Annotated in this window: 12 protein-coding genes and 2 tRNA genes; 5 read left to right on the top strand and 9 right to left on the bottom strand. The window is 39.2% G+C overall.

All coding sequences use genetic code 11. From position 1 onward, the window contains the following. Positions 1–141: 141 nt before the first annotated feature. Together C9J41_RS05595 and C9J41_RS05590 are read left to right on the top strand one after the other, a co-directional pair. A complete protein-coding gene (locus C9J41_RS05595) occupies positions 142–1,794 on the top strand; it encodes an AMP-binding protein (protein WP_107207338.1) in 1,653 nt (550 codons plus the stop codon). A 340-nt stretch (positions 1,795–2,134) separates the two neighbouring features. After that, a complete protein-coding gene (locus C9J41_RS05590) occupies positions 2,135–2,239 on the top strand; it encodes a 30S ribosomal protein THX (protein ID WP_005366407.1) in 105 nt (34 codons plus the stop codon). A gap of 80 nt (positions 2,240–2,319) precedes the next feature. Here C9J41_RS05590 and C9J41_RS05585 read toward each other — a convergent pair whose 3' ends face one another. Continuing rightward, complete coding sequence (locus tag C9J41_RS05585) at positions 2,320–2,976, bottom strand: pyridoxamine 5'-phosphate oxidase family protein (RefSeq protein WP_107207339.1); 657 nt, start codon at positions 2,974–2,976, stop codon at positions 2,320–2,322. 91 nt (positions 2,977–3,067) lie between these two features. Here C9J41_RS05585 and C9J41_RS05580 point away from each other — a divergent pair, with 91 nt between their 5' ends. Both C9J41_RS05580 and C9J41_RS05575 read left to right on the top strand, forming a co-directional pair. Next, entirely contained in the window at positions 3,068–4,543 is a 1,476-nt protein-coding gene (locus C9J41_RS05580; RefSeq protein ID WP_199190629.1) for a PLP-dependent aminotransferase family protein, read from the top strand. After that, entirely contained in the window at positions 4,527–4,841 is a 315-nt protein-coding gene (locus C9J41_RS05575; protein ID WP_107207341.1) for a cupin domain-containing protein, read from the top strand. The genes C9J41_RS05580 and C9J41_RS05575 overlap by 17 nt, the downstream gene beginning before the upstream one ends. Positions 4,842–4,999: 158 nt before the next feature. On the opposite strand, the gene C9J41_RS05570 is transcribed toward C9J41_RS05575, so the two are convergent. From C9J41_RS05570 to C9J41_RS05535, 8 genes are all read right to left on the bottom strand, one after another. Further along, positions 5,000–5,076 (bottom strand) — tRNA-Asp (locus C9J41_RS05570). A gap of 39 nt (positions 5,077–5,115) precedes the next feature. Further along, positions 5,116–5,206: transfer RNA gene (locus C9J41_RS05565), tRNA-Ser, on the bottom strand. Positions 5,207–5,341: 135 nt separating this feature from the next. Continuing rightward, positions 5,342–5,998 carry a hypothetical protein gene (locus tag C9J41_RS05560; protein ID WP_052955886.1) on the bottom strand — a complete coding sequence of 219 codons (657 nt, stop codon included), beginning with the start codon at positions 5,996–5,998 and terminating at the stop codon, positions 5,342–5,344. A gap of 20 nt (positions 5,999–6,018) precedes the next feature. Then, the gene (locus tag C9J41_RS05555) at positions 6,019–7,197 is read right to left on the bottom strand and encodes a toxic anion resistance protein (protein WP_105061550.1); all 1,179 of its coding nucleotides are present in this window, start codon (positions 7,195–7,197) and stop codon (positions 6,019–6,021) included. Positions 7,198–7,206: 9 nt separating this feature from the next. Continuing rightward, positions 7,207–8,016, bottom strand: a complete 810-nt coding sequence (locus C9J41_RS05550) for a hypothetical protein (protein WP_107290645.1) — start codon at positions 8,014–8,016, stop codon at positions 7,207–7,209. 11 nt (positions 8,017–8,027) lie between these two features. Then, the gene (locus C9J41_RS05545; protein WP_107290646.1) at positions 8,028–9,554 is read right to left on the bottom strand and encodes a phosphate ABC transporter substrate-binding/OmpA family protein; all 1,527 of its coding nucleotides are present in this window, start codon (positions 9,552–9,554) and stop codon (positions 8,028–8,030) included. Between the two features lie 14 nt (positions 9,555–9,568). Continuing rightward, positions 9,569–10,348: a VWA domain-containing protein gene (locus C9J41_RS05540; protein ID WP_045148438.1), complete on the bottom strand. Its 780-nt coding sequence runs from the start codon at positions 10,346–10,348 to the stop codon at positions 9,569–9,571. Positions 10,349–10,359: 11 nt separating this feature from the next. Next, the gene (locus C9J41_RS05535; protein ID WP_233217705.1) at positions 10,360–12,024 is read right to left on the bottom strand and encodes an ABC transporter substrate-binding protein; all 1,665 of its coding nucleotides are present in this window, start codon (positions 12,022–12,024) and stop codon (positions 10,360–10,362) included. Positions 12,025–12,522: 498 nt separating this feature from the next. Between C9J41_RS05535 and C9J41_RS05530 the strand changes: the two genes are divergently transcribed. Next, positions 12,523–13,095, top strand: coding sequence for an outer membrane protein (locus C9J41_RS05530; RefSeq protein ID WP_233219114.1), 573 nt, complete (start codon positions 12,523–12,525; stop codon positions 13,093–13,095). Positions 13,096–13,510 lie beyond the last annotated feature (415 nt).

Genomic DNA, 13,510 nt, shown 5'->3' with positions numbered 1-13,510 from the left:
TATTGTCTGTTTAGCTCACTGATTTTCCTTACGCAACACCTTGACTAGCACCTAAAATACGCTTTAAATTTAACATTATAATAACAAACGATGTCATCGAACGATTTCATCCTTGTAGCAAACCATTTAAGGGAAACTAATATGGCTCAACTGCTACCCAATGACATGATCCTACAATGGGCAGAAGAACGTCCTACTGATATCTATCTTCGCCAAATTATCAACCGTGAATTTGTTGACTACACCTATGCAGATGTTGCAGATAAGGCTTTACGTCTAGTCAGCGCCTTTCGTGCACTGGGGATCCAACCGGGCGAGCGTATTGCTCTCGTCTCTAAAAACTGTGCGGAATGGTTTATTTGTGATTTGGCCATGATGCTAGGTAGTTATATCAGTGTTCCTATTTTCCCAACAGCTGGGGCTGATACCATTGAGCATTGCATTACTCATAGTGACAGTAAATTAGTGATTATCGGTAAACTTGATAGCCCTGATGCCATCAATAGCGTGACACAAAAGCTATCCGATATACCGACGATCTCTTTTAGCTACCCAGGAACACCTGAAGGGAAATATAATTTTTCTACGCTGATTGAACAACATGCCCCAAGCAAGGAACGTCCAGCACATACTGATGATGAATTAATGTCGATTGTTTATACATCGGGCACATCTGGACTTCCTAAAGGCGCGATGCTGACCTATGGCGCTTTTGCTTGGGCATCACATCAAATAATCAATCATATTGGATTAGGTGAAACAGAGCGGTTATTTTCTTATCTCCCACTCGCACACATAACTGAGCGGGTTTACATTTTTGGTTCATCCATCATGTCTGGTCTTCAAGTGGCATTTCCTGAGTCTCTTGATACCTTTATCGATGATGTAAAAATGCACCGCCCTACTATTTTTGTTTCTGTCCCGCGTTTATGGACGCTTTTCCAACAACGAATTCAAGAGAAACTACCACCAGCCAAACTGAATCTGTTACTTAAGATTCCATTTATTTCTGGCTTAATAAAGCGCAAGCTCGCTGATGGTTTAGGGCTTAACGAAGCGCGAGTATTAGGCTGTGGTTCTGCTCCCGTTTCTGCGGGTTTATTACGTTGGTATGAAAGTATTGGCCTCAATATTACCGAAGCTTGGGGTATGACAGAATCTTTTGCCTATAGCACATTAAACCACCCATACCGTAGTGACAAAGTCGGTAGTGTTGGTAATGCAGGCCCAGGCGTTGAACTGAAAATTGCCGCAGATGATGAGATATTAGTACGTAGTAAAGGCCTATTTGCCGGTTATTACAATAATGATGCTGCAACCAAAGAAAGCTTTGATAGCGAAGGCTGGTTACATACTGGTGATATCGGTTTTATTGATGAAGATGGTTACCTCACCATCCAAGGTCGTAAAAAAGATACCTTCAAAACGGCTAAAGGGAAATTCGTCTCGCCCGTACCAATTGAGAAACGTCTGTTTGAACTTAGTAACGTCGAGATGATGTGTTTAGTCGGTTCTGGAATGCCAGCCCCTATTTTATTAGCACTCCCGCATCACTTCCCTAACTTTGATCGTAAACGTTACGAGAAACGCGTTCATCATGTAATAGAAACGATTAATCGCGAGCTAGAGTCTCACGCAAAGATCAAAGGTGTGTTAATGATCAAAGAGCCTTGGTCAATTGAGAATGGTATTTTAACACCAACCCTTAAAATTAAACGTCATGTACTCGAGCAAAAATACTCGGATATTGGACATGATTGGCCTAGCGATACATTGGTACGCTGGGAGGAATAAATTTATATAGAATAGAGTAACAAAAGCCTGATAACGCCTTCCAGCATTAAGTTATCAGGCTTTTTTTCTTACTCGTTAAGAAATGACTTAAAATAATTAGCGCTAGTTTTCATCTCCTCGCTAGCGTTATTTTCAATCTAATGAGCACATTCCTTAATTCTCTTTTGTTGCTTATTAAATAGCGAAAACAATTGCCATTATTTCTTATTAAAGACGCGAACTTTGTATAATTTAATTTACAGTATCAATAACTTAGCTGCAAAGCTGTCACTTGCACTAATAAAGAAAATATTTATCATACAAATATCTTCTTTGTTCTATTAATAATTAAGGATTTACAATGGCTAAGGGCGATATGAAAACATGTAAAGGCAAACGTCGTGCACATTCACATGGTAATGCACGTTTAACGACAGAAGGTCAAAGAAAGCATCATCAAGCATAATTTGACCTAAATCGATCTTGCTAATACTCCGAAAACTAAGTCCAGTAATCTATATCTGGACTTAGTTTTTCTGATCGTGTTTATTTATACCATCGATTTCCATACGCTAAAGAATAATCAGGTTGATCGATTCCACTGGCCATTTTCTCATCATCTTGTAATGGGCCAATCACCGTTTTATAAGGAATAATTCCTGCCCAAACGGATAAATCCATATCTCGTTCATCATCATTTACTCCATTACAGCCAATTTTTACTGACGCCTCTGTTAATGGCATCATGAGTAATTCCGTCGCAGTAAGTTCTTTTTCATTACCTTGTCGTACACATTCACTTCGTCCCGGTGCGATTTGCTCAATAAAGTGGTTCAGTAACGCATTTTTATATTGGTTATCATCAATAGCATCAAACTGTCCAAAGACCATTGCTGAGCGATAATGGGCACTATGATGAAATGCAGAACGTGCAAGTACCCAACCATCAAATAACGTAAATGTTAAACAGCAAGATTTCCCCATTTTTAACGCGCGAATTAAACGGCTATTTTTAGCCCCATGGACATAGATATTATTATCAACTCGCCATACCAGCATCGGAATAACAATAGGTTGCTCATTTTGCTCAATAGCAATATGTGCAAGTAAGCTTTCGTCAATTATTTGATAGAGCTTTTCTGTCTCGAAAACGGCTTTATTCGGATTTTTCTTTATCGTCGTTCTATTTGTGCTTGATAACATCGCAATCTCTCCTATTGTTCCACAATTACACTTCCTTCTGATAGACATAACATCAAACTTTGGTACTGTAGGTAAGAGCCAGTTTTGAATAATGGATGGATCCAGTTTGACATTAATTGATACCGGAGATTTAACCCTTTGCCATCATCAAGGCTCGCGCCAGCAGAGTTTGTTTAATGCTATTCGCGATAAAATCACCCAAGGATATTGGCCGAAGAACAGTAAGTTGCCATCAACTCGTCATCTAGCACAAATACTCGATGTCAGTCGTAATACGATTATTGCCACATACGACCAACTTGTTGCTGAAGGTTATATTTGTAGCCAAGCAGGTAGCGGTTTTTATGTCGCAGCCACCCTACCAGATCATTACCTCACGACAACGAGCAGTGAAGATTCACTTAAACAACCCACAACCAAACAACAAATAAACACAACGAATAATGCCTTTGCTCCTGGCGTACCAGATCTTGCCGCATTTCCTAGAAAAAAGTGGCAACGTCTTTATCTACAACAGTTTGATCGAACACAGTTTCTTGGTTGTAACGATCTACAAGGTGAGTGGGAGTTTAGAGAAGTATTAACGCATTACTTGAAAACATCACGCTCTGTCGATGTCACCGCCGATAGGATCATTTCAACATCGGGGGCACAACAAGCATTAATCATGGCAATAATGGCAAGCACTCAGCCTAACGATATAGTCCTTGTTGAAAATCCCGGTTATGCTCAAATGCGTAAAGTGGTTAACTTATGCAATGTAAAAATAGCACCGCTTTCAGTGACTCCATTCGATGGAATTAACCTTCAACAGTTATCGAAAACAAAAGCGAAAGCCATTTACATTACCCCCAGCAACCAATATCCATTAGGCACAACACTTAATATCTCTCAACGGATCCAATTACTAAAGTGGGCAAGCCAACATAATGTGACCATTATTGAAGATGATTACGACAGTGAATTTCAATATGCTCACCGCCCTTATCCTTCCTTACAAGGACTTGCAGCTCAAACCAATATCAATGTGAATATCATCTATATTGGTACTTTTAGTAAAGTGATGTGCAACAGTATTCGTCTTGGTTATATGGTCGTCCCTCAAGCTCTTCTTCCTCGTTACCTTGAGATAAAAGATGCTCTCAGCGGTGAAACGCAAGCCCAGCTTCAATTAGCAATGACGGAGTTTATTCATCACGGACACTTGCTTCGTCACATTCGGAAAATGCGCCGGCTATACCAAGCAAAACATCAACAAATGCTCCAAAGTATTAAAGACGGTTTTGGCCAGCAATGGGAAGTGATCAGTCAAGCTGCGGGGCTTCATATTACCGTAAGATGGCACCAGAACGTCTGTGAAAAACAATTTTGTGAAGAGGCTTTTCAGCACAATATTATTGTACGACCACTGAGTTATTATGAGCTGCCGAATACTATTCGAAACTGGCAGGGTATTGTACTTGGCTTTGGTAATACCTCCATTGATGACATACCAGTATTGATTGAGAACTTGAAAACTTGCTTCAACCACCTGTTAACGGAAAACAGACATGATGAATATTTTTAGTCAATTACCCGCTAAACTTGATAATGAAGAGTTTACCGACTTACTTAAAACCGATTCGGTACGAATTGAGCGCATTGTCTCGCAAGGACATATAACACCAGTAGATGAATGGTACGATCAATCTGAAAATGAATGGGTTATCGTATTAGAAGGAAGAGCTGAAGTGAGTTTTACCAATGGTGAAATTAAACGTATAGAAAAAGGCGATCACCTTTATATTCCAGCTCACCAAAAGCACCGCGTAAGTTGGACAGAACCAAATAAACTGACGATTTGGTTAGCGGTATTTTTTAATTAACAAGATCACCACACTAAGACAGCATTATGTTAGCGAAAAGCAGTGCGGACATTCCTGCGGGACTCTCGACCTCGGCTAGGTGCATCAATACATGCCAACAACAGCTTAAATTTTAGATACAAAAAAGCCCCGTCATTTCTGACGGGGCTTCGTTGTATTGGCGGAGCGGACGGGACTCGAACCCGCGACCCCCGGCGTGACAGGCCGGTATTCTAACCAACTGAACTACCGCTCCAATTCTTTATGAAACCCGATAAATCGAATCTCTAGAATATGGCGGAGAGATAGGGATTTGAACCCTAGATACGCTATAAACGTATGCCGGTTTTCAAGACCGGTGCTTTCAACCACTCAGCCATCTCTCCGTAAGTGCCGCGAATAATACCTAGCAATCACTCACCTGTAAAGCCTATTTTTAAACAAATCCACCATTCGTTTAAAAAACAGGCTTTAGCGCGCATTTTTACTTAAATATCATACACAAAAAGTTCTAATTTTATTTATCCTGCTAATTTTTCAGCATTAATCTGTGCTTCAAGTTTTTCTCGACCTTGAGGTGTTATACGTAAACATTCTTCAAATTGACTAAAACGCTGACTTTCAATCTGATAATAAGCCGCCAGTAAATCAGGTTCTATCCCGACTCGCTGACGCGCTTCTTTTAAACTTAAATCCATTAGTTCTGCACAATTAATGGTATCTAATGGCTGACAGTCAGAAACGTATCCAAGATGCGCCGCTTTCTTAAATACAGCAATATCATCATCAGAAAATTTATACGGCCCTGGGTATAAATATTTAGCAGCAAACGCGTACATCTTCTTTTCTGCCGTTGACATTCGATTTGATGAGCCCATCGTAAAACCAATAACAAATGCCTCATCTTTCGGTAGCATTCCCCGCCCTAATAAAAGGTGAATAACATCATGATCTTCTAAGCTAACAGCGCCATTAAATAAATTGATCCCAGGGATATCAAACTTAGGATTCTCAATTAATCTCACAATCAATGGTATATCTGCGCTGCCAGCAGCCACTGGAGCTTGAGTCGCTAAACATTCTCTAATGGTGGCATTTTCTTCTTCTAACGGTACGTACCATTTTTTCCAATGCGTGCCGTTCGCTGGTAGTAAATTTTTCTTGATTCCATTTTCCATCTTAAATTCCTTTTCAAAGATTAAAGTTCAATTAACTGAGACAAGTTCTGTTGAATGTCTTTGCCCTTTTCAGCATCTTTAATACGGCTTTCCATTTGTTCGGTTAATTGATCCATTTCTAAAATAGATTGTGCCATTTGCGGTAAAGCTTTAACTCGATACTGGCTAATATCATTTAATGCAGCATTAATATTTGAAAAGGCTTGTTTTAACTTACTGATATCTAATTGGCTCTCAGAAGCTTGTTTTTGGATACTGACCCCTTGATCTCGAAGTTGCTCACTGGTTTGTAATATCAGATCATTAGTAGTGTCATTAACAGCTTGGGTCGCATCTAATAGTTTTTTCTGATGTTGAAGTGCAATCGACATGACTGACGCTGTTTCAAGCGCAGATACCGTCACATTTATCGCGCGATCAACACCTCGAATAAGCTCGCGGTTATTTTGCATGATAACTTCAGTGGTAATCACCGCTTGCTGATTAACAGCCAATGTTTGCTGCAAATCCATCACACGCTGACGTAATGGAAATAACACCTGCTCTTGTAAAAACTTAACTTTGGTTTCTGTATTTTGGGCTGTCTCGATTGTTTGATTTACTTTCTCGTCAAGCAATTGACCAAAACGAACATAATCTTCAAGCAGAAATGTTAGCTCACGATAACGAATTTGATCGGCTTCAAGCGTGATATTGTCACGTTGTAATTGTGCTTGACCGCCTCTAAGCGATTGCACAATATCCTTAATCACCCCTTCTGCCGTTTGATAACGTGAAAACCATTTCGCTATAGGGGTTCCAACAAAAGGAAGAAAGCTGAGTAAACGTCGTATCGTGCCCATGGTAAAATCAGTACGATTGGGGTTAACCGCATTCACTTGTTGTTGCAAGTCTAATAAGCTTTTTGCTGTTCCACCACCATCTTGAGCATCATCAACTAACGTATGCAATGGGGTTTTCAATAACTGGCTACATTGAGCTAACTGACGACAACTATCTTCACCTAAAGAGGTCATCAAGTTTGTCATGTCTCGTTGCTGCGTTAAATCACGTTCGCCGATAGCTAATAACATTGAAACGGTTTCTTCTACTTTCGTACTGATTTTATCGTGAGTTTCAGGAACTGATACTGGAATATCTAAGGCTTGTTTTACCGTATCAGGCGTCGCTACTATAAGAGTCGTATTTTCCTGTGCCATTGTTCATCCTTAACGAGTACTGTATTTTTGTGCGCGCTGTGCAAGTAGACGTAACTCTTCCATTGCCGTTTCTAATTCCATTCCTTGCTGCGATGAAAGAAGCGATATTTGAGAAAGTTGCGTTGTGACACGATCAAGCTCTGTCATTGCTTGTTCGTTTTCGATTAATACGGTTGTGATATGCTGATGAGCATCTTTATAGATAACAATTCGATGCTGCAAAGCATCTATTTTTTGTTCTAATAAGATTTGAGGCGATGTGATTTGTGTTAATTGGCAATTAAGAACACTGAGTTGCTGTTGAATATAGTCAATATCAATACCTGAGACGGCTTTAGTATTTACAATCACTGTCTGCAAATTATCTAACGCTCCAACAAAGACCGCTTCAGCCATTGTGATATAGCGTGAGTACGCTAATTCGTCTTTATTTAAGACCCTATCTAATACCTGCTGGAACGCATTGAATTTTAAACCTAATTGATCAACTTGCTTTAGCGCATCTTGCTGTTTTATTTGGCTTAGCTCTTGCTTTAAATCAACCAGCGTTTGCTCTCGTTGTTGTAATAAACTGCGATGATACTTCTCAACAATAGCCTTAGCATGAGAATTATAATTAACCTTATATCCCCACAGTAATTTACTAAAGCATAATGCAGTAGCTGCAATCGTGACTCCCCAGCTCAATAACTCACCAGAGAACAATAAGCTATATACGGCTCCAATCGCGCCCACCACACCACTATATATAACAATCGGGTGTTGAATACTGTTTGAAATTACCTGATTTTTAATAGCTTGAGGCGACAGAATATCCAATCTACTTCCTTTTAATAAGTTTCACTCATCAACGCAATTTCAACGCGCATTAATCTATTGGCATAACGGCGCTGACTTTCCCCACTTAATTGAATTAATGGTTCATCACTTCCTTTACCAACAGCATGAATACGACTGGCTTCAAAGCCGAGTTGATTAACTAAATAGCTTTTTACTGCCTTTGCGCGTTTGGCTGATAACTCGATATTTAACACTTTATCACCACGTAGACCCGTATGACCTTCAACTAGAATTCGAAAATTCGGGTAATGCGATAAACTTTCAGCAGTAAGATTAAGTTGCTGCTGACCGTTTGGTGTCAGTCGCTCGCTACCACTAGAGAAAATAACTGGACGGGTTTTCAACGTGCCTATTTCACTCATATGTGCCCATTGCTTTGCACTTAATGCAGCAAATACTTGGCTAACTGGCCTGTGTGATGGTTCATTTAAAGCAATATCATTAAGTGTTTGTTGTACAGTTTGAATAGGAGGGGAATGTATTATCCTATAAGGATCATTATTGGGTAACCACTGTTGTGGCGTTGCTGATGTATCATTGATAATTGTAATAGTGCTATCGATGGTATCGAGTAGTAACTGGGATTGACTAAACCAAGCAGAGACGTTGTCGTTGAGCCCTATCCATCGTACACCGTTAAGCAACTGCTTAACTTGAGTATTCGGTAAGTCTGTAATACTTTCGAGCTCTTGAACTAATACATTAGGATTATCACGATAATATTTAAGTACCTTAAAATAGGTTGCTAATACGCGATCAAGTATTTCAGGCTTATTTTTAATCACGGTTTTATTGGCAAGAAGTACATCAACAATTAAGTTTTTCGTATCATCAGTACTAATAATGGTTTCAAAATTACCTTCGGCAAGCGCGGTTGACACGTCAGGCTCCCACAATACAGCAACATCTAATTTGCCTTCGATTAATTGTGATAACGCATCGCTTGAGCCAGCAGTCGCAACTCGTTTAACATTGTTAGATTTAAAAAGATTAAGATCGAAATGAGAAGATATCGCGCTCAGTAAGTGTTCACTGGGTGAATCATGAGTGTAACCAATCGATAAGGATTTATTCGTTTTCAAATCATTAATCGACGTAACAACATCGGTATTCGCGACAATAGCATCGCCACCATGTGACTCATCAATGACAGCTACGATACTGGCTGGGTAACGGTATACTTTACCAGATGTAATATAAGCATCCACACTTGCAACGGCAAAATCTAATTCACCGTTAGCTATACCTTCCATACGTTGGGAGTAATTAGCACCATCATCAATACAAGATAAACGATAACCTTCATTGCGTAATAATCGTCGCATTTCTTTAGAGCATAGTGGGTAATAGCCAACCCAGTTATCCATCCCTATTTTTATTACACCTTTGGTATTACGCGCATCCGATGTATCAGCATAAACATGATCATCAATATGGGGCTGTAAAAACTTATAGCTAATTAAACCCATTACCCCTAGCACTAAAATAAAAAGAGCAAACTTACTATGCTTTTGCATATATGACCTTTTTCTTAATTAAAACTAGCGACATCAAACTCTGCAGATTCTGCTAATACATTTTTTAGCCCTGCTAACAGTTTTTCTGGGTTATTAGCCGATTGGTAATAGGTGATCCCTTTTGCATTAAGCGCATGTTGCTCACCAATGCAAAAGCCTATGGTATGAATGGTAACGGGTGAGTCACGGTAGATACGATTAATCGCAGGTTGTGGGTTTTCTCCCTGGCTTGCATCACCATCGGTAACAATCACAACGTTATATTCCCCATAACCCAATTGTTTACTGGCTTGACGCTCTAATGCTGCGTAGCTCGAATCTAGAGAGCTTTTTAATGGTGTTGCACCACCAGCTGTTACGTCATAAATCGCTTGTTTTAATGTCGCTCGATTATTATTGCCAAGTGGTACACGCAATGACGCATCTTTATTATCAAAAACATATAACCCGACATTGGCTGAATTAGGAATATCGTTAATAAAAGTTTGTATTGCTTGCTTTGCCGCGACAATTTTCTTTTGCCCATTACCACAATTAGTATTATCCATCGAACCGCTACCATCAAAAATTAGTAGGTAGTTAGTCGCCAGCCAATTATCGGAAACGAGTGCATTATCATTATTTAATGCTGGCCAATCATTTTTTAATGCGTCAAATCCATATCCACTTGATGCATCTGTTTTTTTTATCTGTGCACTACTGTCTTTTGATCCTGTCGAGTTAACCCCAGAGCTCGGTTTAAAAAACACCACAGCAAAAGCAATAAGGCAGCAAGAATAAATTATAAATCTCATATCATGCCCACTTATAAAGGTTGGAATACATCAGATTCAGCTTCTAACTGAATAATACGAAAGACGACACGCATATTTGATCGCCACTCAGATTCAGTTGCAGGAGCACAAGGTTCATTGCCACACATCCCTGTTTTTGGATTACCAAAACCATGACCAACTAAAGCAAACTGACTCGCATCTAAAGCAATGCCTTGATCGGTAGCGTATGTTAATACGCTTTGTTTAACGCTTTGCGCACGCGATAAGCTGATATTGCGGTTGGATTGTTTAATGCGGTTTAACACCACACCGGTTTCGCCTTTTTTCTTAGAGCGTAAATATTTCAAAGGATCACTGTGACCTTCAACAGTGATCACCGCACCACCATAAGTAGAGGCCAATTCAATTACACGCTTAAACTCTGTTTGATATAGCGACGAATTAAAGTTGTTTTGGTTAGGCTGAAAAGCGACTTCAAAAGAAAACAGTTCGCCATCTGCCAATGAATTCTGTTGCTGTTTCTTTGCAACCACTGAAGCGACACGCTCACTGTTAAAACGTGATTTATTATTAAACTCAATATCAGCACCTAATTGGGTAAAATCCCAATTTGCTAATTGAGGAAGTGAGGAAGCTGACGTTAAACCGAGTCGCTTTAACGTCGTTTGGATTTCTTTACTGACTTTCGTAATATTTCTTGGGTACGCCATGTCACTAAACAATTGCTTATTAGCGTTAATATCTAAATGCTCTGCGTCAGCATAAAGCCCTTTTATATCTTCTATTGCATCGGGAGAATCAAGCAACAGATCAGCAGAATAAGACAATAACGGTGTCAATTTTGCGTTTTGAGCGTTCGCATTATTAAACAAAACCTTCACTTCATCTGTTGCGCTATTTAACGCTTTTACAAAATTCATTACGTCACTGCGATGGCTATTAAAATAATCCGCTCGCACCGCATAAACATCCGCTATCACTCGGTTAGCCGTTTTAGTTGACATTAATATCTTCGCGCCTTTAACCGAATCTTCAGATCCAGTACCTACAGCTCCCCCCGATGTCAGTGCTAACGCATCAGGTAGAATTACAAATACAGCATCGACATCATTTTCATATAGCGCACTGGCTGGGCTATTATTCGTTCCAGTAAGATCGGGCAACCATTTAATGGTGACATCATCAGGTGTTAATCCTGCATCTTTTAATACAGCTCCCATATAATCCACATGCGGACCATACGCTTGAAGCGCAATCGTCTTACCTTTTAAATCTGCCACGGTACGAATAGTTGGTTTAACAACTAAAGCATCACCACCTGATGACCAAGATAATTGATGAATAATAATAGGGGTAACAGAAGGGTTGCTGACAAGTAAATCAGAAGCAGCATTAACCATCCCTAATGTTCCGCGAAGGTATGGCGTTTTTCCTGATAAGTAATTCGTGAGCTGATCTGAAAATTTATCATTTCGACTTAATCTAAATTTCAGTCCATAACTAGAAAAAAGAGAATTACTTGAGGTGATCGATTGGCTACCATTCGCATAAATCGTATTAATATCTGCGCCCCAAGTAATCACTGGCAGTTCAAAAGTCTGTTCATTAACTTTTGAAACTGGCGTATTAATAAGTTGGGCAAGTGGTATTGGATTTATATATTGGGGTTTTGCTGCAGCAAACGTTGAAATCATTACAGCCAACAAAAAAAGCCAATACCGAAAATATCTGATCATCAATCCCATTTTTTCCCCCATTACAACAGTCAAAAACGTAACTACGCTTTTTTGAGTAATAGGTACCATACCGGATAAAAAATACGCGTCAGGTTTGTAGCACGAAACATATGTCAATTTGCGATTGAATTCATAGTAATTATATAAACTATTTTTTGACTTTCAGTTTTTCTAGATAACGCGCATTGAATACTCATTCACCAAAAGCAATAAAACTTGCTTATAAATATGTATTTTAATGTCATTCATTCACTACCAATGCAATCGGTGTACGTTTTGTTTGAGTCATGTCCGTAAATTGTTAACTCAACGTCAAATCAATCCGTACAATAAAACACCTTTCAATTCCATGACATTTAGCTTGTGAATGCATCATATTCTCCCCATCAGCAGTTAGTGACACTCAAGAGTTAGAGTATTAACTCTTGAAAAACCAATAAAAACATAAAGGAAATTATGATGAAAAAGATTCTATTACCATTAGCACTTGTTCTTACAACAGCATCTGGCGTAGCACTTGCCGATCAGACAGGTCCATACGTAGGTGCAAGCCTTGGTAATGCAACAACGGATCTTAAAGCTGACCATTGGGAACATAACTACGACGAAAATGTAGTTGCATACGGCTTATACGGTGGTTACAACTTCACTGAAAATCTTGGTCTAGAAGCAACATTAGGCCAAACTGGCGAACAAGATAACATTAAAAAAGGTTACGCAACTCTGACTCCTCGCGTAATGATGCCAATTAATGATCAGTTATCCCTATTTGCGAAAGCTGGTGTTGCTTACGTTGCTGTGGATGGCGATTACGATGGCATCGGCAATATGAACCGTCACGATATTGATGTTGATGGTTTTGGCTGGACTGCGGGTGCGGGTGTTAACTTTGCCGTTGCTGAACATATCGATCTTCGTGCAGGTATTGACTACTTATCAACAGATCTTGAAAAAGCGGACAATGATAAAGATTTAAACATCGATTCAGAAACAACGATGTATTATGTCGGTGTTAACTACAATTTCTAATGTCGTTTTTTGATCATCTCTAAGTAAAAAAAGCCATTAACTCAGTGTTAATGGCTTTTTTATTATCGCTTTAGAACACGTTAGATGTTTTTACCCTATTTGTTTTTGTAGAATTTTTATTCGTTTACCTTCTCAAGAATGAGCACATGCTCAACTTAAAGATCATATGATCAGCATTAAAAACTAAAGTAATCGTAGTCGGGAGCAATATCTCGCGGCTAACTTAAATTAGCCCCACTTTTATTGGGATCCAAACAGGATTTATTCGCATTTTGAATTGACAAAAACACGGAAAAAGTCAATTATCGATTTATCAAATGCTCTTACATAAACCATTCGCTCACAGTGTGTGTAAATGGCTTTGTATGAACAGGTTAAGAATAAGTAATAAATTCTTTTGAGCATGACAGCATTT

This window comes from Photobacterium sp. GB-50, assembly GCF_003026755.1.
Classification (GTDB): domain Bacteria; phylum Pseudomonadota; class Gammaproteobacteria; order Enterobacterales; family Vibrionaceae; genus Photobacterium.
This window is presented reverse-complemented; position numbering and strand designations above follow the sequence as displayed.

Bases quoted from the DNA above. Each gene is read 5' to 3' on its own strand.
- C9J41_RS05595 (WP_107207338.1), top strand. From the start codon at position 142: ATGGCTCAACTGCTACCCAATGACATGATCCTACAATGGGCAGAAGAA.
- C9J41_RS05545 (WP_107290646.1), bottom strand. From the start codon at position 9,554: ATGCAAAAGCATAGTAAGTTTGCTCTTTTTATTTTAGTGCTAGGGGTA.
- C9J41_RS05555 (WP_105061550.1), bottom strand. From the start codon at position 7,197: ATGGCACAGGAAAATACGACTCTTATAGTAGCGACGCCTGATACGGTA.
- C9J41_RS05540 (WP_045148438.1), bottom strand. From the start codon at position 10,348: ATGAGATTTATAATTTATTCTTGCTGCCTTATTGCTTTTGCTGTGGTG.
- C9J41_RS05530 (WP_233219114.1), top strand. From the start codon at position 12,523: ATGATGAAAAAGATTCTATTACCATTAGCACTTGTTCTTACAACAGCA.
- C9J41_RS05535 (WP_233217705.1), bottom strand. From the start codon at position 12,024: ATGATTTCAACGTTTGCTGCAGCAAAACCCCAATATATAAATCCAATA.
- C9J41_RS05590 (WP_005366407.1), top strand. From the start codon at position 2,135: ATGGCTAAGGGCGATATGAAAACATGTAAAGGCAAACGTCGTGCACAT.
- C9J41_RS05575 (WP_107207341.1), top strand. From the start codon at position 4,527: ATGATGAATATTTTTAGTCAATTACCCGCTAAACTTGATAATGAAGAG.
- C9J41_RS05585 (WP_107207339.1), bottom strand. From the start codon at position 2,976: ATGTTATCAAGCACAAATAGAACGACGATAAAGAAAAATCCGAATAAA.
- C9J41_RS05560 (WP_052955886.1), bottom strand. From the start codon at position 5,998: ATGGAAAATGGAATCAAGAAAAATTTACTACCAGCGAACGGCACGCAT.
- C9J41_RS05580 (WP_199190629.1), top strand. From the start codon at position 3,068: ATGGATGGATCCAGTTTGACATTAATTGATACCGGAGATTTAACCCTT.